The sequence below is a fragment of the Corynebacterium sp. HMSC078H07 genome (assembly GCF_001812805.1).
GTDB lineage: Bacteria > Actinomycetota > Actinomycetes > Mycobacteriales > Mycobacteriaceae > Corynebacterium.
Genome location: NZ_KV810517.1, coordinates 14,574 through 34,802 on the forward strand (window position 1 = coordinate 14,574; position 20,229 = coordinate 34,802).

Here is a 20,229-nt window from a genome sequence, read left to right on the forward strand (position 1 = left end):
AGCTTAATCGCTCGGGACGAGGACGGGGCGCTTAGACGTGGTCGCGGTCGCCGCGCTCGATGGGGTTCTTCGGGTTCGCGGACCACTGAGACCAACCACCCACGAAGTGCCGCAGGCCCGTAAAGCCCACGTACTCAAAGAGGGCGATGGCTAGGGAGGAGTGGTTACCGGAGCCGGAGTAGATAATGGCGCCGTCGGTGTTCTCCTTGGTGACGCCGTGCTCGCCCAAGATGTCAAGGATTTCTTCCTTGGAGCGCCAGACGGTAACACCGTCGGTGTGGAAGAGGCGCTCCGGCAGGTTGACTGCACCCGGGATGTGGCCGGCCTTGAGGTCGAGGTTCTCGCGGCGGCCAGCGAAGCGGTTGCGCGTGCGGGCGTCGAGAAGCAGCCCCGTATGTTCCTTGACCTCATCGATCGTGACCGTGGGCATGGAACCCGGCTGAACGGTGATATTCGAGGTCATGCCCAAGTTGCCCGGCCCGGTAAGGGTAGGCATGCCCTGGGCGCGCCAATTGGACAGGCCGCCATCGAGAATGCGGACGTTCTGTACGCCCGCCCAGCGCAGCGTCCACCAGGCGCGGCCAGCGAAGAGGCCACGGCCCTCGTCGTAGACGACGACCTCGTAGCCCTCGCGCAAACCCCAGTGGTCAACCCACTCCTGGACCTTCTCCGGCAGCGGCAGCGGGTTGCGGCCCACCTTGGAGCCTGGCAGGCCCACGAAGGCAGAGGCAGCGTCCGCATACTGGGCGGTCGGCACATGGAGGGAGGAAAATTGGTTGAAGGACTCTCCTTCGCCAGGAGCCCAAAGAGAGGCAAGGATAGTTGTTTTGTCGCCGTGGTAAATCTTGTCACGAAGCTCGTGCGGGGAGACCAAAATGCTCATGCCCCCGATGATAGGGGCATGAGCGAGTTGGCGCGCGCTGTGCGGAGACGGCTCGGCTTAGCGGCGGGCAGTGAGGTCCAGGCGCTCGCCGCCATCGGCGACGTCGACATGGACGGTATCGCCATCCACGATGTCACCGGCCAGCAGCTTCTTAGCCAGCTGGTCACCGATGGCCTGCTGAATGGTGCGGCGCAGTGGGCGAGCACCATAGGCCGGGTCATAGCCGCGGTCCGCGAGCCAAGACTTGGCAGAGTCCGAGACCTGCAGGGTCAGGCGGCGGGAGGCAAGGCGCTCAGCCAGGCCACGCAGCTGGATGTCAACGATGCCGCGCAGGAGCTCCTCGGAGAGGGGCTCGAACATGACCACATCATCGAGACGGTTGATAAACTCGGGCTTGAAGGCCTTCTTCACTGCGGCCATGGTCTCCTCCCGGGTGCCGCCAGCACCCAGGTTGGAGGTCAGGATGATGACCGTGTTGCGGAAGTCCACCGTGCGCCCTTGGCCATCCGTCAAGCGGCCTTCGTCGAGGACCTGCAGGAGGACGTCGAAGACGTCGGGGTGGGCCTTCTCCACTTCGTCGAAAAGCACCAGCGTGTACGGACGGCGACGCACAGCTTCGGTGAGCTGACCACCGGCCTCGTGGCCAACGTATCCCGGAGGGGCACCGACGAGGCGGGAGACGGAGTGCTTCTCGCCGTACTCGGACATATCGATGCGGACCATGGCGGATTCATCATCGAAGAGGAAGTCCGCCACTGCCTTGGCTAGCTCCGTCTTACCCACGCCGGTGGGGCCAAGGAAGAGGAAGGATCCGGTCGGGCGGTTCGGGTCAGCCACGCCCGCGCGGGAGCGGCGCACCGCATCCGAGACCGCGGTGACGGCTTCCTTCTGGCCCACGACGCGCTTGCCCAGCACAGATTCCATATTGAGCAGCTTCTCGGTTTCTCCCTGCAGCATCTTTCCGGCAGGAATGCCGGTCCACGCGGAGACGACCTCCGCGATGGTGTCTGGGGTGACCTCCTCACTGAGCATGGTGTTGCGCTGCTGCGTGGCCTTCTCCTCAGCGGCAGCGAGGTCCTTCTCCAGCGGTGGGATCTTGCCGTAGTTGATCTCAGAAGCCAGCGCTAGGTCACCATCGCGTTCAGCGATTTCCGCCTGGCGGCGCAGGTCATCGAGTTGTTCCTTGATGTTTTGGACATCATCGATGGCCTTCTTCTCATTAGCCCAGCGGGCCTTGAGCTCACCGAGCTTTTCTCGCTGGTCTGCCAGCTCCTGCTGGAGGGTTACCAGGCGGTCCTGGGAAGCGGCGTCGGACTCCTTCTTGAGAGCCAGCTCTTCGATCTCCATGCGGCGCACGATGCGCTCCAGCTCGTCGATTTCCTGCGGGGAGGAGTCAATCTCCATGCGCAGGCGGGAGCCGGCCTCATCGACCAAATCGATGGCCTTGTCCGGCAGGAAGCGGTTGGTGATGTAGCGGTTCGACAGCTCCGCGGCGGACACCAGGGCGGAGTCCATGATGCGCACGCCGTGGTGTACCTCGTAGCGCTCCTTGAGTCCACGCAGGATGCCGATGGTGTCCTCGACGGAAGGCTCGGCGGCATGGACCTGCTGAAAGCGGCGCTCAAGGGCGGCGTCCTTTTCAATGTACTTGCGGTACTCGTCCAGGGTCGTGGCACCGACGAGGCGCAGCTCACCGCGGGCCAGCATGGGCTTAATCATGTTGCCGGCGTCCATCGAGCCGTCACCGGTAGCGCCGGCGCCGACGATGGTGTGCAGCTCATCGATGAAGGTGATGATTTGCCCCTCGGAGGCTTTAATCTCATCGAGCACGGCCTTGAGACGTTCCTCAAATTCACCGCGGTACTTTGCACCGGCAACCATGGAGCCGAGGTCCAGGCTAATGAGAGTCTTGCCCTTGAGGGACTCGGGGACGTCGCCAGCCACGATGCGGCGAGCCAGGCCTTCGACGATGGCGGTTTTACCCACACCGGGCTCACCGATAAGCACCGGGTTGTTCTTGGTACGGCGGCTAAGAACCTGCACCACGCGGCGGATTTCCTGGTCACGGCCGATAACCGGATCAATCTTTCCTTCGCGGGCACGGGCAGTAAGGTCCGTGGCGTACTTTTCTAGTGCCTGGAACTGATCCTCCGGGTTCTCCGAGGTCACCTTGGCGGCACCGCGCACGGAAGGGAAAGCACCTTTCAGCGCGTCGTAAGTCGCGCCGCGGGAGGTGAGAAGCTCAGCGGCATCCGACTTGGACCCCGCGATGGCAGCCAGCAGTACCTCGGTGGACACGTATTCATCACCGAGCTCACCGGCCAGCTCCTGGGCGCGGGTAAGAACGTTGAGTGCGTCGCGGTTAAAGTTCGGGTTCGCCATGTTGGCGCCCTCTGCCTTGGGCAGGGCATCAATAAGTTCGCGCGCCTCCTTAAGAACCGTGTCCGGGTCCACGCCGGTGGCCTTAAGGACCGGGGCGGCGATGCCGTCCTTTTGCTCGAGGATGGCTGCTAAAAGGTGTGCCGGGCGAATGTCCGGGTTGCCGTTAGCGGAGGCGACTTTCAGCGCCTGCTGCAGTGCTTCCTGCGTCTTGGTGGTGGGGTTAAAAGAATTCATGCGTTTATCTCCTTGTGTTTATTGCCCTCCCTCGCACCAAGGTGATTGTGGTTATGCCCGGTGCGGGAAGGTGGCTTCACCGACTATAACGCCAAAGAACTTGAGTCTGTTCCACTCAAGTCAAACTTTTGTGGAGATTTTTATCCGGGCAGGTTGATATAGGTTCACTCAACTTTGCGGGAGGGTTTGCAGGCTTGCCCCGAATGCAGAAAGCACGAAGCGCCCTCAGTGCGGGCGCAGGAGGGCGGGATGCGGTGCGGGTAGCGCGCGATGGGCGCGCGCTACGTGACGGGATTGTTAATCGCGCGATGGGCGCGCGCTACGTGGAGAGAATGTTAGGCGCGGAGGCCGTGCTCGAAGGTGGCGAAGACGATGCCGATAACGGCGTAGTAGATCGACCACTTCTGTTCGAGGTCAATGGAGCGGAACTCGCCTACGGAGGCCAGGTGGCACATACCGTCGGCGCCGGCCCACAGGGTGAAGTTCTTGATGTAAACCAGGCGGTCCTTGGGCTCGAGGCCGGCTTCCCACAGTGCTTCACGGTTAAAGCGCATGAGCTGCGCGAAGGACACGCCCATCTGAGTTTGGTCTTCCTCGCCGTCCTCACTCAGCGGAACCACGGAGCCTGACGCAGCTGCGATGCAGGCACCGTAGCGATCCGGAGCAGTCATGGCGTAGTGGAAGTACGCCACGGCACTGCACAAGAGTTTGTCCTTGGCACTGGCATCCGCCGGCAGCTTATCTAGGAGGTAGAGAATCATGCCCTCAAGTTCGCGGTCGGTTTCATGTTCGACGCGCTCACGCAGCACAAAGTCATTGTCCACGAGTGACGCCACAAAAACGTCAGACACACCAAAATACTCGGCGACGTTCTCGATAGTCACCGCCTGCATGCCTTGCCGGCCCGCAAGCTGAATGGCGCGTTCCATAACGGCAGCCCTAGCCCGCTCCGTAGGAAATGCCGTGAGGTCCTCAATAGTGGAGATATCCGGTAGCGCTTCGCGGCTTGGGCCGTAGGCGGAAATACGCTCGCGGAAGACAGACATGCTATCGCTAACGTCGAGTAGCTCACAGGTCTCAGCGGAATGGAAAAGCGTTCCGATGAGTGCCTTGCACACCTCGCGGAGATTAAAGCGGCGAACCACCGGGTGCTGGTGGCGCAAGACGCCCAGAACACTCAAGTGCGCCATGCCATGAACGGTGGCCCAGCTGGCCACGCTGAGTTTTGCCAGGGTCTCCGGGCACACATCTGGGCCTACCTCAAGCCCAGCATGGTCCACGATGAGAGCCATGTTCTGGTGAACAAGTTCCAAGGCCAAATTGTTGGAGGGGCCCCCCTTCAGCAACGCCTGCCATTCATCATTGAGAACGCGGGCCTTCTGTTCAAAGAGGTAGCGGAAAAGCTCCGGTTCACGCTCGGCATACTCGTAGTAGGACTCCACAAACGTGGTGAGCCTGTCAAACAAACCCGCGTAGCTCGGGACTGCCTCGAGGGTGTCTTTGAGGAAGTTCACCCTGCGCTGGGAGACGTACTCGGGGATAGCGGAGATGATCTCCTCACGGTTAGGAAATACTGCAGTGACATCGGAGGGCTTCAGATCTGCGTATTTAGCCACCGATTCCGCAGTGACGGCATCGTCGCCCTGGGCAGCGGCCACGTGGATCGCCGACTCGAGGACAGCCTCGCGAGGAGAGTCCTCATAAAGATGCTTCATGTAGTTTCCTAAAGATTGTGCCCAGCAGGCGAAAGAGAAAGATAGAGGCAGATTAACAGCCCCTCAGATTTTAGCCTGAGCAATCTTTAAACAGCAATGCGAGAAGGGTATTTAATTGCTATCCCACAGCAGCTATACAGCGTGAGTTCACTTAACCCAGCCGCAGCGCCTGCTGTAATTTCTCCTCAAAATATTTTAGTATTTCGACTATTTGCTCAGCTCCCCCTTTCGCCAGGGCGAGCACGCGTGGCGGCGGGTTCTATTGGCGCGGATTCTGATGGCTGTTGATCCTGATGGCCGTGGACGCATAGCAAAGCCCCCAGGCTGCTCGTTCATGCAGCCTGGGGAGCGACGAGGGATAGGTGCGCTCTACTTTTCTACTTTGAGGCGCCGACGTGCCCGATACCCTCCTTGAAGATGGTGCCGCGCGGAGGCATCATGCCGGTGAACTTGAACACGAGGTAGATGACCACCGCAATACCCAAGGAGAGCCAGCCAAAGCCTGCGGTGAAGCCGTACATGACGGCCAGCGGGGCGATGATGGTCCAGGAAATCTCGAAGGGGCCGAAGCCGATGTAGGCCATGCCGTACTCAGACAGCGTGCCGGACTTGAGCTTCGGGTCGACGATCTTGAGGATGGCAATACCCGTCGCCACGGTGGCGGTAGCCCAGCCCCAGCCGAAGATGCCGCGCTCGATCCATCGCTCGCCAAAGAACTCGGCGGGGAACCACATGAGGAAGAAAATGCAGTAGACAGTACCGAGGACGAAGAGCAGGAGGAGCGCCTGCCAGTAGGCGGCCACGGCGGCCGGCACGATGGCGGCCACGCCGAAGGCGATGAGGTAGTCGGTCGCCGCACCGGATACGGAGCTCACGGTGTCCTTATCCAGGTAGTCCTTGGCACCGATCATGTTCATAATGGCGCGGAAGAGAAGGCCGACGACCATGGACATGGCAAACAGCGGGATGGAGACGTTCTCCCAGAGGGAGGCGATGCCCTGAGTAATGCCGTAGGCGGTCATCACGGTCAGCGCAATGAAACCGACGTGGAGGGTGATGGGCTCAATGGCAGACGGATTGGTCGTCGCACGGCCCAGGGACGGGCGATCTTCGAGGCGGGAGATGTAGCCGCGACGCAGCTCTTCCGGAAGTTCCTTCGGAACATGGGACACCTTGCCCTTGCGAATACCCCAGTTACCGGCCACGATGCCGCCTACGATGGCGGCCAGCGTACCCACGGTAGCGGAAGTAAAGCCCAAGGAGGAGGCTGCATCCGCGCCCACGCCTTCGAGTGCGCCGCCCACGGCCGCAGCAGTACCAAAGCCACCGGTAAAGCCCACCGGAAGCATCATGCCGAACCAGTCAGGAGTGTCAAAGGCCGGCTTAAAGACCAGAAGACCCAGCACAATGAACAGGCCCCACTGGCCGGTAAACATCATGGTGGAATAACCCCACATATTGCGGGCACCTTTGCCCATGTTGCCGCCCATCTCCATGGAATACGCCATGGAGGCGAACACCACGGCGATGAGCAGCGAGGTGTAGTTGCCCAGGTTGTCCGATAGGCCGATCCAGCCCAGGACGTTGGGGCCTAGGAGCAAGCCGAGCAGGCCGGCAGTAATGGGCGCGGGTAGGAGCAAATCCTGGAATACGAACTTGACCTGGTGGCGCAGAACGTTGCCGATGACCATGAGCAACGAGATCCAGCCGACATCGACCATGATCGTATACGCAGAGAATTCTTCCATGCGAAAACTTCCTTCCATGCCGCTGAGCGCGGCGTCATAGAGATACGAGTCACCCTCTTCCGGGAAATGGACCGTAGATTACACTACAACCAGATGCCCTCTACGCCACCCCCTGCATATAACCCGTGGGTAATCGGTGGTTACCCCCGGCGACTAGGATGGGCGGGCATGAGGGAACTGGGTGAGCATCTGCGCAATCATGCTGAGGACTATCGCGACGCAGTACACAGCCACTTTTTCAGCACTGTGGCACAGGCTCGCCAGATCTTCGCTCTCTCCATGAAGGACACGCACCCTTCGATGGCGCCGGCCTTGGCGTGGGTGCTGGAGAATTTGGAGGATGGGGAGGTTCGGGGGGACGTCGCCAAGCGCATGGCCCTCATGGGCCGTGATCATCGCCGCCATGGGTTCCCACCGGAGGTCTATCCGCAGTTTGAGGCCTCGCTCATTCATGGGCTGGGGGTGCTGGGGCTCACGCCGCATCAACATGAGGTGGCGGCGCGGACGATTTCCCGTATCTGCGCGCTGATGCAGGAGGCAGCACAGCTTGACGACGCCTCCGGGATCCCCCCTGCCCACAGCGCCCAGGTCGTGTCCGTGGAAAAGCCGAATCGACGCACGGCCGTGGTGCGGCTGGAATCGGGTGTGCCGCTGGAGTACCGCGCGGGCCAGCACGTTCCGGTGACGTCGCAGCTCACGCCCGGTACCTGGCGCCTGCTGACTCCGGCTGCCCCGGCGGATCCTTCGGGTCAGTTGACTTTCCACGTGGCGTTGGCGGGCGAGGCCTCGTCGATGTTGGCCATGGCGCAGCCGGGCGATTGGTGGACGCTGGGCGCGCCTGCTGGCGAGCCGGTGACTTTGGATTCCTCCACGACGCTCATCTCGTTTGGCACGGGGTGGGCCGGTGCGCGGGCAGTGCTTCTCGACGCCCTCCCCGACCTCCCCGCCGGCCTGCGCGTGGTCGTCGTTGCTCCCACGCCGGGCAAGCACTATGACACGGAGTTTCGGGCCAATTTGAAGGCGCTTGTTCCTTCCCTTGATATTCAGCACATTGTGCGCGATGCTCACGATCCCTGGCTGCTGGGCGCAGAAGCACCAGCGGAGGGCTTTGAGCCCCTCGTGGCGGAGGAGCCTATGGGGCCCGTCCTTGCCCGCGGCACGGATCGCCGTTTCGTGCTCATTGGTCCGGCGGATCGCGTCGAGGTAGCCCAGGCGGCGCTACTCAAGGGCGGGGTGTCTCCTACATCCATCGTGACGGAGGGCTGGCAGCGCGGCAGTGAGTGGACGGCGTCGGCCGCCGAGCTCGACGGCTGGGGTGATGACTGGGAGGCGTGGGCTGCGTGGAAGAAATCGCAGTGGGCCTAAGCGCTTAGGCGTCCAGGACGGGGAGGGATTCCCTAACCTTCGTCACGGTGTCCGCGTCCACCTCACCGTAGAGGATCTCCGGTTCATATCCGGCTTCGGCCACGCGGGTGCCATCGGGCGCCACGAGTACTGAGTGGCCAATTCCCGTTGGCCCCGAGGCCTCCCCTGCCTTCGCTTCCCCGCCTGGGCGCGCCTGGCCGGCAGCGAGGATGTAGCTGGTGGAATCCAGTGCGCGGGCAGCGGACAGCAGGCGCCATTGCTCTAGCTTGCCCGGCCCATCGGCCCAGCTGGTGGGCACGACGATGAGCTGCGCGCCTTGGCGGGCGAGCTCTTTAAACTGCTCGGGGAAGCGGATGTCATAGCAGGTAGCCACGCCGACGGTGATGTCGCCGGCGTCGAAGACCACGAGGGATTCGCCCGGGCGCACGGTATCGGATTCTTTGTATTTAAAGGCGTCGTAAGTGTGGATTTTTTCGTACCCGCCCAGCACACCTGGGCCGGCGATGAGCGCCACATTGGCCACGCGGTTGATTGTCTTGCCGTCGCGCTCGACGGTATCGGCCGGCGCAAACATGCCCAGCACCACATAGACCCCGAGTTCTTCTGCCTGCGCGCGCACTGCCGTGGCCACGCGGCCGTCGAGGCCTTCCGCATGGGTGTCGAGACGCCCAGAGTCGAAGCTTTGGGTGGTGGCCTCTGGCAAGACGATGAGCGTGGCGCCATTCTCGGCGGCCTCTCGAATCTTTTCGAGGGCTATTTCGAGGTTCTCCTCAACGTCTCCGGTGCTGGTCAACTGTACTGCTGCTACCTTCATGCGGCCCACGGTAGACGAGCCCGGGCTAGTTATCCACAGATTGCGTTCTTCAGCGCCTCTGCCCCTTTACCTTGCCACGTTCGTGCCGCACTCTGGGCTGCATGAATCATCTCGATATTGACCCCGCAGCGCTTCCGCATATCCGTTCTCTCTACGACCACCGCCCACCTCCCGGCCCCGCGGCCTTAGATGCCCCGCCCCGCACCGCGGCGGCTCTTGCACGTTTAGCTTCGCGGTGGGAATCTTCCCGCCATTCCAGTGACACCGCGCGCATGGCCCAATTAGAGGACCTGGAGCGTTTCGTGGTGGCGGCCCACGATATCGATTCCGGGCTATCAGCCGGCTTGGGTGGCGCCCGATGACTAACGCTCATGCTCTCTATGCCACCTCCTCTGCGCTCGCCACTTCATCCCATGAGCTGGATCGTTATATCGATGCGTCCCACCATCATTGGGTAGCTCTAGCTATCTCCGGCGCCGCTGGCGATGCTGCCCGCTCCTCTCTTCGCCGCGCCACGGACAGTCTTCTCAGTCCCGCCCAGCAGATGCGTGCGGCCGCCCAGATCGTGTCGCTGTACGCTCCCCTCCAGGAGAAGATTGAGAACCTTCGCGCCCGCCTCAGCTCCTCCCCTCTTGCCCATCCACGCAGTAGTCTCATGGGCCAGCTCGACACGCTTGCCGACGCCCTCGATTGGGCCTGCGCCCGCCAACTCCACGCCCTATGCACTCCCGAGATGTCTGCACCCCCAACTCGGCTGGAGGATTTCGCCGACCTGTCCCTGGCTGAGCTCCATCAGGTGCAGCTCAGCGTCGCCAGCGACGAGGTCCGCGCGCTTGCCGCCGCGAACCCTGACATGACCATCCTGGAGACCAGCCCCGGGCGGCTCGTGGCTCTTATCGACCCTTCTGGACTCGCCACTCAGCCCGCACAGGTACCTCAGGTCAACACCTTCGTGGGCGGCGTGGGTTCGTCCGATCCAGCAGGCTGGCCAACCTCGCTTGAGCGGGCTCGCTCCATTGCTCACGCCACCGGCGGGCCCACGGTGGCGTGGCTCGGTTATTCTGCTCCCTCCTCCTTATCCCGCGCCGCACACGAGGAACCTGCCCAGCGCGGTGCCGCCGAACTGGTTCGCTTTCAGCGCGCACTCCGCGCTCGTTTTCCCCAGGCGCAGCACATGCTTGTCGGCTATTCCTATGGCTCGGTCGTGGTGGGCAAGGCTGTACAAGAGGCAAAGGTAGCTGATGACATCGTGCTCGTCGGCAGCCCTGGCGCTTCCACTCCCAGCGCGGACCAGCTCCACGGCCGGGTATGGAGTGCAACCAATGCCGAGGATCCCATCGCCTTGACCACCGGCCCCCTCGGTGGCATCCACGGGCCTAGCCCGTCCTCCCCCAATTTTGGCGCTTCTCCCCTCCCCGGCGCGAACGGTTTGCCGGGCGACCACGGCACCTATTGGGAAGACCCCGCATTTCTGCGGGGTCTAGGCGCTATTGCTCAGCGCCCTCATCTTGAAGACCTCAATGTCCTACCGTAACGACGACGGGAACGCCCGAATGGTCTACGCTTGGGTCAATGGTGTCGAGATAGTCACGTACCTGTGCTTCGGCGTTTTTAAGTTGAGCGGTACTTGTTGCGTTTTCCTCATCGATCACCAAATCCCAGCCATGCTCCCACCGAGAGGCGGTAACAGCTACAGGAGCCACAGTTTCAGTCACCGCCGATCACCTTCCTCACTTCTTCGATATCTAGTCTCTAGAATAGCCCAGCGTGCTCCTCTGAATAAGACACGAGCATGTTCTTGGTCTCCTGGTAGTGCCCCAGCATCATGAGGTGGTTCTCACGGCCGATGCCAGACTCCTTGTAGCCACCGAAGGCACTGTGCGCTGGGTACACGTGATAGTGGTTAATCCACACGCGGCCGGCCTGAATCTCGCGGCCAGCGCGGTAGCAAGTGTTCTGGTGGCGCGACCACACACCGGCACCGAGGCCGAAGTTGGTGTCGTTCGCAATCTGGATAGCTTCCTCGAAGTCCTTGAACGTGGCGACAGAAAGCACCGGACCGAAGATCTCCTCGCGGAAGATACGCATATCGTTGGTGCCCTTGAACACGGTGGGCTCGATGTAGTAACCGTTCTCCAGGCCTTCCACCTTGTTCACGTGACCACCGACGAGGGTTTCCGCACCTTCCTTCGGGCCCACTTCGAGGTACTCGGTGATTTTATCCATCTGCTCCTGCGAGGCCTGGGCGCCCATCATGGTCTCAGTGTCGAGCGGGTGCCCAATCTTGATTTTCTTTACGCGCTCAACGGCCAGCTCAAGGAACTTGTCCGCAATGTCCTCGTGGATAAGCGCACGCGACGGGCACGTGCACACCTCACCTTGGTTGAGGGCGAACATGACAAAGCCCTCGACGCACTTCTCTAGGTAGTCATCATCCTTATCCATAATGTCGGCGAAGAAGATGGACGGTGACTTTCCACCCAGCTCCAGGGTGACCGGAATGATCTTGTCAGCAGCGGTCTTGTTGATGATCTTGCCCACCGGAGTGGAGCCGGTAAAGGCAATCTTGGCAATGCGGTCAGAACCGGACAATGCCGCACCGGCTTCCTCGCCGACACCATTGACGATGTTGAGCACGCCCTTAGGCAGGAGATCCTCAATAATCTCGATCAGCAGCAGGATGGATGCAGGCGTCTGCTCGGCCGGCTTCATCACGATGGTGTTGCCGGCAGCTAGGGCCGGGGCAATCTTCCATGCGGCCATGAGCAGAGGGAAGTTCCACGGAATGATCTGGCCCACCACGCCCAGTGGCTCGTGGAAGTGATACGCCACGGTGTCTTGGTCGATTTGGGAAAGTCGGCCCTCTTGGGCGCGAATAGCACCAGCAAAGTAGCGGAAGTGGTCCACGGCTAGTGGAATGTCAGCGGCGAGGGTCTCACGCACGGCCTTGCCGTTCTCCCAAGTTTCCGCGACAGCAATCTTTTCTAGATTCTCCTCGATGCGGTCCGCAATGCGGTGCAGCAGCAGTGCACGTTCTGCCGGAGTGGTCTTACCGAAGGTCTCGAAGGCCTTCTCGGCGGCATCGATAGCCAAGTTAATGTCCGCTTCCTTGCCGCGGGCGACCTGGCAGAAAACCTCGCCGGTGACTGGGGTGATGTTGTCCATGTACTTGCCATCGACGGGTGCGACCCACTCGCCGCCGATGTAGTTGTCGTAGCGCTCGCAGAAGGAGACGATGGCGTCAGCGGTTCCGGGGTTTGCATACAAGGTCATGTGCGTAGTGCCTTTCTTGTGGGTTCTGTTCCATCACGGCGGCCACCCGCACAAAACACTTGGAACGTGACGGGCGACACAACGTTGAATGCGAGTGTAGCGATATATTTTGCCAAACTCACGTTTTTCCAGAAGAAAGCTTTTGACACTGGGCAATTAGCCCAGAAGGTGGCCTAGAAGAAGGCTGGGCTCAAGCATGCGGCCGGGCAGGCAGGCCGAGCAGGGCCGGCCGGGACTTGGAAAGGCCGAAAACGAAAGAACCCCCTCCATCTAGGAGGGGGTAAAGGCGCCTAGTTGTGGCGGCCGCGGCGCGGCTTCCACATCACCACGGAGGTGGAGCGCGGCACGTGGACCAGCTCGCCGCGCGATGGGCGGGCCTGGCTGCGCAGCCGTTCGACCTCTGCCTGGAGTTCGTCGCGCTCAGCAGCAAGGCGGTCACGCTCGGCAGTGAGCTCGATGATGGACTTAATGCCCGCCAGGTTCACGCCATCGTCCTGCGACAAGGTCTGAATCTTACGGAGCAATTCAATGTCGTTTTCAGAGTAGCGGCGGCCGCCGCCCGAGGTGCGAGCTGGGGAGACCAGCCCCATCCGGTCATACGTACGCAGGGTTTGCGCATGCATGCCGGATAGCTCGGCCGCCACGGAGATGACGTACATGGCCTTGGGCTTTGCGGTATCGCTTCTGCCTGGTGTTTCCTTGTTCATCACTTACCTCCTTCTAGCGCATGACCGGGTTTCCGGCCCAACCCTTGCGCGGGTCAAAACCGGAGTCCTTCTCCGCCTGCGCGTATGTGCGCAGCGCCGAGGAGGCGGCAGCGTCCAAGGTAGAGGGCACGGTCACCTGCACTGTCACCATGAGGTCGCCGGCTTTACCGGAACGCTTTGGCACACCGCGGCCCTTCACGCGCAAGGTGCGGCCGTCTGGGGTGCCGGCAGGCACTTTGACGCGTACCGGCGAATCGAGGGTGGGCACCGTAATGGTGTCCCCCAACGCCAGTTCCGCAAAGGAAACCGGGACGGTGACGTGCAGGTCATCGCCCTCACGGGTAAAGACCTCATCCGGCTTGACCGTCACGGCAACAAAAAGGTCACCAGACGGTGTGCCGTTGGGGCCGGCCTCACCTTGGCCTGCCAAGCGCACCTTCTGCCCATCAATCACACCGGCCGGAATGCGCACCGTGATCGAGCGCGTACGGTGCACCGTACCGGAACCGGAGCAATCCGCACATGGGTCCTCAGCACGCTGGCCGCTGCCAGCACAGTCGGTACAGGGAGCGGACAATCCAAAGGAGCCGCGCTGCTCCGAGGTGAAGCCGGTGCCGTCACAGGTTGAGCACTTCGACAATTTGCCGGTCTTCGAACCCGAACCGTGGCAGGTCGTACACGGCGCTTCACCACTGAGTTGAAGCGGGATGGTCGTGCCCTTGGCGGCTTCACGGAAGGAGAGGGTTATGTGCGTTTCGACGTCGGCCCCCCGCGACGGCCGAGCTGTGTGGCCAGCACTACCGCCGCGGTTGAAAACGCCACCGAAGATATCCCCAAAACCGCCGCCTTGAGCCGATCCTCGAGGGGATCCTCCGAAGATGTCGGAGAGGTCGAAGTCTTGCGCACCCGGTCCACCCATGTGCGTGGATCGAAACCCGCCGGGAAACCCGGCGCCTCCTCTCCGTCCAAAGCCGCCGCCGCTGCGCATCATGGCCTTGAACTGGTCGTAATCCTTGCGGTCGGAAGCATCTGACAGCACGTCGTAGGCTTCAGCCACCTGCTTGAATTTCTCCGCTGCCTCCGGGTTATCCGGGTTGGCGTCGGGGTGGTTCGCGCGGGCGAGCTTGCGGTAGGCGTGCTTAATCTCGTCGGCGGTAGCGGATGAGGAGACCCCCAGATCCGCGTAGTAATCTTTGTCTGCCCATTCTGGCTTAGCATTCACTGGGCATCTCCTCCTTTCAGGAGAATCGAAAAGTGTGTGTCTAAAAGAAGAGTGGCGCCAAGGACTGAACACCCTGACGCCACCATCTGTCGTTATTCTGCGTTATCCGGGTTGTCCGGACTCTCAGCCGAACCGGCTGGGTCAGCAATAATCACCATGGCGGTGCGCACGACACGCTCGCCCACCTTGTAGCCGCGGCGCAGCACGGTACCGACAACTTGCTCGTCACCAGAGGAGAGGTCCTGGACGGCCTCGTGCACCTCGGGGTCGAAGGCATCGCCTTCCTCACCGAAGGGAGACAGATTGTTGGCGGTGAGCACACCGTTGAGCTTGTCCGCGATGGCCTTGAGCGGGCCCTCGTTGAGGTCACCATGCTGGCGTGCGAGTTCCAGGTCATCAAGGATAGGCAGGAAATCTGCCAGGACCTTGGCCTTAGAAGTCTCAATCACGGCCTGACGGTCACGCTCGGTGCGGCGACGGTAGTTGGTGTACTCCGCGTTGAGGCGCTGGAGGTCCTCGGTACGCTCAGCCAGCTGAGCCTCCAGGGAGTCCTCCGCAGCGGTGTCGTCACCGGCGGCGGCTTCCTCGGCAATATCGCTCGCGGCGTCATCAACGGCCGCCTCGGCCTCAGCAGTGTCCGCAGTAGCGGCGTTGGCCTGAGCCTCAGCGGCCTCGTCCACGGCACCGTCGGCAGCAGCGGCCTCTGCGGCGGCAGCCTCCGCGGCGTCGGCGGAGGTTGCCTCAGGGTCGGTGTTGGCCGGGTTGCCCGGGTCCTGAGGGGAGGTCATGGTTTACTTCTCCTTGTTCTCGTCGTCTTCGTCGACAACCTCGGCGTCGACAACGTTCGGGTCACCAGCGGCGTCGCCAGCAGCGCCCTCGGCGTTAGCCTCAGCTGCCTGGGCCTCGTACAGAACCTTGCCCAGCTCCTGGGACTCGGTGCCGAGCTTCTCGACGGCCGACTTAATCGCCTCGATGTCATCGCCCTTGAGCGCCTCATCGACGGCGTCAGCAGCCTCGGTGACGCGGGTCTTGAGGTCCTCCGGCAGCTTGTCGGAGTTCTCATCCATGAACTTGCGGGTCTGGTAGGAGGTGGACTCGGCCTGGTTGCGGGTCTCCTGCTCCTCGCGGCGCTTCTTGTCCTCCTCAGCGTGAGCCTCGGCGTCCTTGACCATGCGGTCAATCTCTTCCTGGGACAGGCCGGAACCATCCTGAATCTTGATGGTGTTTTCCTTACCGGTGGCCTTGTCCTTAGCGGTGACGTGGACGATGCCGTTGGCGTCGATGTCGAAGGTGACCTCAATCTGCGGAACACCGCGCGGAGCCGGGGCAATGCCGCCGAGCTCGAAGGAGCCGAGCAGCTTGTTGGCGGAGGCCATCTCACGCTCACCCTGGAAGACCTGAATCTGCACGGAAGGCTGGTTGTCATCAGCCGTGGTGAAGGTCTCGGACTTCTTGGTCGGGATGGTGGTGTTGCGCTCGATGAGCTTGGTCATCACGCCACCCTTGGTCTCGATGCCGAGGGAGAGCGGGGTGACGTCGAGAAGCAGCACGTCCTTAACCTCGCCGCGCAGGACACCTGCCTGCAGAGCAGCGCCGACGGCCACGACCTCATCCGGGTTCACGCCCTTGTTCGGATCCTTGCCGGTCATTTCCTTGACCAGGTCAGACACGGCCGGCATACGGGTAGAACCGCCGACGAGGACCACGTGGTCAACCTCGGACAGGGACAGGCCAGCGTCCTTGATGACCTGGTTGAACGGAGCCTTGGTGCGGTCCAGCAGGTCCTGGGTGATCTTCTGGAACTCGGTACGGGAGAGGGTCTCATCCAGGAAGAGCGGGTTCTTCTCGGAGTCCACCGTGATGTACGGCAGGTTAATGTTGGCGGACTGGGAGGAGGACAGCTCAATCTTGGCCTTCTCCGCAGCCTCACGCAGACGCTGCACGGCGCGCTTATCCTTGGTCAGATCCACGCCCTGGGAAGCCTTGAACTTATCGACAAGCCAATCGACGATGCGCTGGTCCCAGTCGTCACCACCGAGCTGGTTGTCACCAGCGGTAGCCATGACCTCAACCACGCCGTCACCGATCTCCAGCAGGGAGACGTCGAAGGTACCGCCACCGAGGTCGAAGACCAGGATGGTCTGCTCCTGCTCGCCCTTCTCCAGGCCGTAGGCCAGAGCAGCGGCAGTCGGCTCGTTCACGATACGCAGGACGTTGAGGCCCGCAATCTGGCCGGCCTCCTTGGTGGCCTGGCGCTGGGAGTCCTCGAAGTATGCCGGGACGGTAATGACGGCATCGGTAACGTCCTCACCCAGGTAAGCCTCAGCGTCACGCTTCAGCTTCATGAGTGTGCGGGCGGAAATCTCCTGCGGGGTGTACTTCTTGTCATCGATGTCGATGGTCCAGTCGGTGCCAATGTGGCGCTTGACGGAGCGAATGGTGCGGTCAACGTTGGTGACCGCCTGGTTCTTCGCGGACTGGCCGACGAGGATTTCGCCGTTTTTGGCAAAAGCCACGACGGACGGGGTGGTGCGGGAACCCTCGGAGTTTGCAATAACGGTGGCCTCGCCACCTTCCAGAACGGATACGACCGAGTTGGTGGTACCGAGGTCAATTCCTACTGCGCGTCCCATGATGTTTCTCCTTGCTTGTTGGGGTTTGTTCTTAAGTTGATAGTGCGCGACTCAACTTCTGCCGCGTTCAGTCAGCGACTGTAGCAGAAGCAGCACCCGAAGTCATCCAAACCTGAGCGCTGGTCACTCAACCCTTTCAACGGCACGTGCCCCAAAGTTGTTCCCGGTTGGCTCAACTTTCTTTTCTCACACCACATCACCCCAGCACAGCGTGCTTTTAAATCCCCTTTTTGTGACGGGAAACACTCTTGTTCGATGGGCGGGGCTAGCTGTACTGACCGGGGACGTTGGTCAATCGAGAGATGGGCGGCTGGTAGTCACAGGCCGTGTGCGGCCGGTGGTGGTTGTACTGGTGGAGCCAGTCAGTGAGTGCGTCGCGACGCTCCTGCTCACTGGTGTAGCAGCGAGCGTAAGCCCATCCGTCAGCCATTGTGCGATGAAAGCGTTCGACCTTGCCGTTGGTTTGCGGCCGGTAGGGGCGGGTCCACTTCGGGGTGATGGACAGCGCCTCGCAGGTGTCGCGCCACAGGTGCGAGCGGTAGGCACCGCCATTGTCTGATAAGACTCGTTCGACAGTGACGCCACCATCGGTGAAGCACTCGACCGCACGGTGCAGCACAGCGACCGCAGTGGTGGCGGTCTCGTCGTCGTGGGCCTCGGAGTACGCCACTCGTGAGTGATCGTCGATCACGGTGTGGATGAAGGCGTACCCGAGCTTGGGATCGCGCCACTTGTTCTTCGGCTTGTCGGGGGTGGCGGAACGGTTCTTCTCTCCTTGGCGGCGGCCCACGTAGCGCCAGCCACCGCCATCGGGGATGTTCCCGAACTTCTTCACGTCTACATGGACGAGGGAGCCAGGGTAGCGGTGTTCGTACCGGCGAACTAGCTCGCCAGTGGCGCGGTCGAGGTAAGCAAGTCGGTTCAATCGAGCCGAGCGCAGGATGCGGTGCACGGTCGATGGAGCGACACCGACGCGCACGGCGAGCTGAACCGGTCCTTCTCGCAGTCTCATTCGCAGGCTGATACAGCGCTTCGTGACCGCGAGCGATGTCTTGGTCGGTGAGTTCTTCGGGCGCGAGGACCTGTCCTGCATGGACTCGCCGGACAGATAGCGGTCGACCCAACGCTTCACGGTGGGCTACGACACCTGGAACCGGGCTGCGATCTCGCTGATCGGCCATCCTTCGTCGACGACGAGGCGGGCGACCTTGAGTCGGTGGCGAGGTGCGAGAGCGGCGTTCGCGTGCGTCGTCATCGGACCGGCTCCCACTGGAAGCGCCACCGGCCAACGAGAGCAGCGACAGCGAGTACAACGCACAGAAGAAACACCGGCATGATCATGGCGGCTAGTGGGTCGCCGTCCCACGCGTGTTGAGCGGCTTCGACGAACCAACGGACGGGTGAATACTTAACGATCTGCTGAATCGCCGACGGCATCGCCGCCAATGGCGTAAAGGCTCCGGATGTGAGCATGAGCAGGATCATGAGCACGTTCCCTATGCCCGTAGCGGCAGTGGCGGAGGGATAGAGCGCCGCAAGCGCGCAACCCACTGCGAGGAAGGTGCTGAGCCCGATGAGGCACACGGCCAGGACACCTGGGACGTGGGTAGGCATGGGCACCCCGAAAACCCCGATCCCAATCGCCAAAGCGGTGAGCATGCCCGCAATACCTACGACGAAGTGCACGGTGAGGCTCGCTGCGATGAAGGTGGAACGACGCAGCGGCGTAAGACTCAGGCGTCGGAGTGCGCCCGTGTCACGAAGGGTCAGCATCGCCACGGGCACCTGGAGGACCCCGGTCATGGCGAGAACAAGAGAGGCGAAGGCGGGCAGGGTCGCATCGAGGAATCCCCGTCCACCGAACTCCGGTCGCGGATCGTTACCGAAGATCACACCCAAGGCCAGCACCAGAACCGGCGCGAAGGCGAAAGAGAAGAACAGGCCTACAGGGTCGCGGCGCTGGGAGCGCCATAGGGCTTTGAGAAGGGCTCGATATGCGTTCATGCCGCCTGCTCCTCTGTGGTGATGTGTCGACCGGTGAGGGCCAGAAAGACGTCTTCAAGGCCGGGAGTCGTCGTGCTCATGCTCGTTACGGTGATGCGGTGTGCCGTCAGTGCAGCAAGGACGCCCTGCAGCCCGTCCGCAGCGCCGCAGATGGTCAGTTCCCGTCCCTCTGTTCGAGCGCTGGTCACGCCAGGAACTCCGGTGAGGTCGAACTCTGCGCTAGGCGACGCCGACAGGATGAGCTTCGCCGTGGTGTCACCGGCATGTTGCTGGATGAGGGAAGTCACTGTATCCAAAGCAATCAACCGGCCGTGGTCAATGATTGCTACGCGGTCGCATAGCCGTTCGGCCTCCTCCATGTAGTGGGTTGTGAGAACGACCGTTGCACCGCCATCGCGGACGTGCTCGACGGTGTCCCACATGTTTCGACGTGACTGAGGATCGAGAGCGGTGGTGAGCTCGTCCAAGAAAGCGAGCCGGGGGCGGTTGATCAACGCGAGGGCGACGAACACTCGTTGACGCTCCCCACCCGAGAGCCTGTCAACGCGGGCGTTGGCCTTGTCCTTGATCCCCAGATCCGTCAACAGTTCGCGCCAAGGCCGCGGGCGCTCGTAGAAGGCGGAGTAGAGCTCGAGGGCGTCATGCACAGTGAGGCGAGGTGGCAGGGCCGCGCTTTGCAGCTGGACCCCAATTTGCTGAGCCAACGAGTGCTGGTCCCGCACGGGGTCGAAGCCGAGCACCTCGACGCGCCCAGACGAAGGGCGGTCCAGTCCTTCCATGCAGTTCAACAGGGTCGTCTTACCAGCACCATTCGGGCCCACCACCCCGAAGACCTCTCCTTCACGGACCTCGAAGGAGACGTCTTCGAGGGCAGTGAAGCTGCCGAAGTTGCGGCTGACAGCCGCACAGCTCACGACGTTCTTCATTCCTCATCACCCTCTGAGTCCACGGGGGTCTGATGGCCAGGCATCGCCTGCATGACGATCTGATCGAGCGTCTCCTGGCGCATCAAAGCGATCCCTTGGTTCGCGTCAGCGAGGAGGAGCAGGGTGTCGCCCGGGTGGATGTCGAAGAGCTCCCGCGCGCCCTTGGGGATGACGATCTGTCCCTTGGGGCCGACCTTGACTGTCGCGGCGTACTTGCCCGGTGGGGGCGTTTGATCCATGTCCATGTTGACCTCCTGGTTGGTGCCACAAGTATAACAAGTCTGGTTAGTGCCACAAGTATAACAAGTGGAACTAATCAGGAG

16 protein-coding genes and 1 pseudogene are annotated in these 20,229 nt (G+C 61.9%); 3 read left to right on the forward strand and 14 right to left on the reverse strand.

Annotated features, from left to right (window positions below):
- Window positions 1-31: 31 nt before the first annotated feature.
- The 4 genes from HMPREF2875_RS11315 to HMPREF2875_RS11330 all read right to left on the reverse strand — a co-directional run bounded on the left by HMPREF2875_RS11315 (window position 32) and on the right by HMPREF2875_RS11330 (window position 6,962).
- Window positions 32-883 (reverse strand): sulfurtransferase, encoded by an 852-nt coding sequence (locus HMPREF2875_RS11315; protein WP_070673233.1) that lies wholly within the window; start codon window positions 881-883, stop codon window positions 32-34.
- A gap of 57 nt (window positions 884-940) precedes the next feature.
- A complete protein-coding gene (gene clpB / locus HMPREF2875_RS11320; RefSeq protein ID WP_070673235.1) occupies window positions 941-3,499 on the reverse strand; it encodes an ATP-dependent chaperone ClpB in 2,559 nt (852 codons plus the stop codon).
- A gap of 335 nt (window positions 3,500-3,834) precedes the next feature.
- Window positions 3,835-5,214 (reverse strand): TetR/AcrR family transcriptional regulator, encoded by a 1,380-nt coding sequence (locus HMPREF2875_RS11325; RefSeq protein WP_070673236.1) that lies wholly within the window; start codon window positions 5,212-5,214, stop codon window positions 3,835-3,837.
- Window positions 5,215-5,591: 377 nt separating this feature from the next.
- Entirely contained in the window at window positions 5,592-6,962 is a 1,371-nt protein-coding gene (locus HMPREF2875_RS11330) for a sodium/glutamate symporter (RefSeq protein WP_070673238.1), read from the reverse strand.
- Window positions 6,963-7,130: 168 nt separating this feature from the next.
- Here HMPREF2875_RS11330 and HMPREF2875_RS11335 point away from each other — a divergent pair, with 168 nt between their 5' ends.
- Window positions 7,131-8,327 (forward strand): FAD-binding oxidoreductase, encoded by a 1,197-nt coding sequence (locus HMPREF2875_RS11335; protein ID WP_070673240.1) that lies wholly within the window; start codon window positions 7,131-7,133, stop codon window positions 8,325-8,327.
- Between the two features lie 4 nt (window positions 8,328-8,331).
- Here HMPREF2875_RS11335 and HMPREF2875_RS11340 read toward each other — a convergent pair whose 3' ends face one another.
- Window positions 8,332-9,141 carry a carbon-nitrogen hydrolase family protein gene (locus HMPREF2875_RS11340; protein ID WP_070673242.1) on the reverse strand — a complete coding sequence of 270 codons (810 nt, stop codon included), beginning with the start codon at window positions 9,139-9,141 and terminating at the stop codon, window positions 8,332-8,334.
- Between the two features lie 101 nt (window positions 9,142-9,242).
- Between HMPREF2875_RS11340 and HMPREF2875_RS13570 the strand changes: the two genes are divergently transcribed.
- Both HMPREF2875_RS13570 and HMPREF2875_RS11345 read left to right on the forward strand, forming a co-directional pair.
- Complete coding sequence (locus HMPREF2875_RS13570) at window positions 9,243-9,503, forward strand: hypothetical protein (RefSeq protein ID WP_141754623.1); 261 nt, start codon at window positions 9,243-9,245, stop codon at window positions 9,501-9,503.
- Window positions 9,500-10,675 carry an alpha/beta hydrolase gene (locus HMPREF2875_RS11345; protein ID WP_070673244.1) on the forward strand — a complete coding sequence of 392 codons (1,176 nt, stop codon included), beginning with the start codon at window positions 9,500-9,502 and terminating at the stop codon, window positions 10,673-10,675. The genes HMPREF2875_RS13570 and HMPREF2875_RS11345 overlap by 4 nt, the downstream gene beginning before the upstream one ends.
- Before the next feature lie 218 nt (window positions 10,676-10,893).
- On the opposite strand, the gene HMPREF2875_RS11350 is transcribed toward HMPREF2875_RS11345, so the two are convergent.
- The 9 genes and pseudogenes from HMPREF2875_RS11350 to HMPREF2875_RS11390 all read right to left on the reverse strand — a co-directional run bounded on the left by HMPREF2875_RS11350 (window position 10,894) and on the right by HMPREF2875_RS11390 (window position 20,151).
- The gene (locus HMPREF2875_RS11350; protein WP_070673247.1) at window positions 10,894-12,414 is read right to left on the reverse strand and encodes an acetaldehyde dehydrogenase ExaC; all 1,521 of its coding nucleotides are present in this window, start codon (window positions 12,412-12,414) and stop codon (window positions 10,894-10,896) included.
- Between the two features lie 290 nt (window positions 12,415-12,704).
- Window positions 12,705-13,121 carry a heat shock protein transcriptional repressor HspR gene (locus HMPREF2875_RS11355; RefSeq protein ID WP_070673249.1) on the reverse strand — a complete coding sequence of 139 codons (417 nt, stop codon included), beginning with the start codon at window positions 13,119-13,121 and terminating at the stop codon, window positions 12,705-12,707.
- A gap of 13 nt (window positions 13,122-13,134) precedes the next feature.
- The gene (dnaJ, locus tag HMPREF2875_RS11360; protein ID WP_070673251.1) at window positions 13,135-14,343 is read right to left on the reverse strand and encodes a molecular chaperone DnaJ; all 1,209 of its coding nucleotides are present in this window, start codon (window positions 14,341-14,343) and stop codon (window positions 13,135-13,137) included.
- 92 nt (window positions 14,344-14,435) lie between these two features.
- Entirely contained in the window at window positions 14,436-15,131 is a 696-nt protein-coding gene (gene grpE, locus HMPREF2875_RS11365; RefSeq protein WP_070673253.1) for a nucleotide exchange factor GrpE, read from the reverse strand.
- Between the two features lie 3 nt (window positions 15,132-15,134).
- A complete protein-coding gene (gene dnaK / locus HMPREF2875_RS11370; RefSeq protein ID WP_070673255.1) occupies window positions 15,135-16,976 on the reverse strand; it encodes a molecular chaperone DnaK in 1,842 nt (613 codons plus the stop codon).
- Window positions 16,977-17,241: 265 nt separating this feature from the next.
- A pseudogene (locus HMPREF2875_RS11375) lies at window positions 17,242-18,231 on the reverse strand (IS481 family transposase).
- Complete coding sequence (locus tag HMPREF2875_RS11380) at window positions 18,228-18,980, reverse strand: ABC transporter permease (protein ID WP_070673257.1); 753 nt, start codon at window positions 18,978-18,980, stop codon at window positions 18,228-18,230. Before HMPREF2875_RS11380 ends, HMPREF2875_RS11375 begins: the two are co-directional and overlap by 4 nt.
- Complete coding sequence (locus HMPREF2875_RS11385) at window positions 18,977-19,906, reverse strand: ABC transporter ATP-binding protein (protein WP_070673259.1); 930 nt, start codon at window positions 19,904-19,906, stop codon at window positions 18,977-18,979. Before HMPREF2875_RS11385 ends, HMPREF2875_RS11380 begins: the two co-directional genes overlap by 4 nt.
- Complete coding sequence (locus HMPREF2875_RS11390; protein WP_070545069.1) at window positions 19,903-20,151, reverse strand: AbrB/MazE/SpoVT family DNA-binding domain-containing protein; 249 nt, start codon at window positions 20,149-20,151, stop codon at window positions 19,903-19,905. Before HMPREF2875_RS11390 ends, HMPREF2875_RS11385 begins: the two co-directional genes overlap by 4 nt.
- Between the last annotated feature and the right edge of the window lie 78 nt (window positions 20,152-20,229).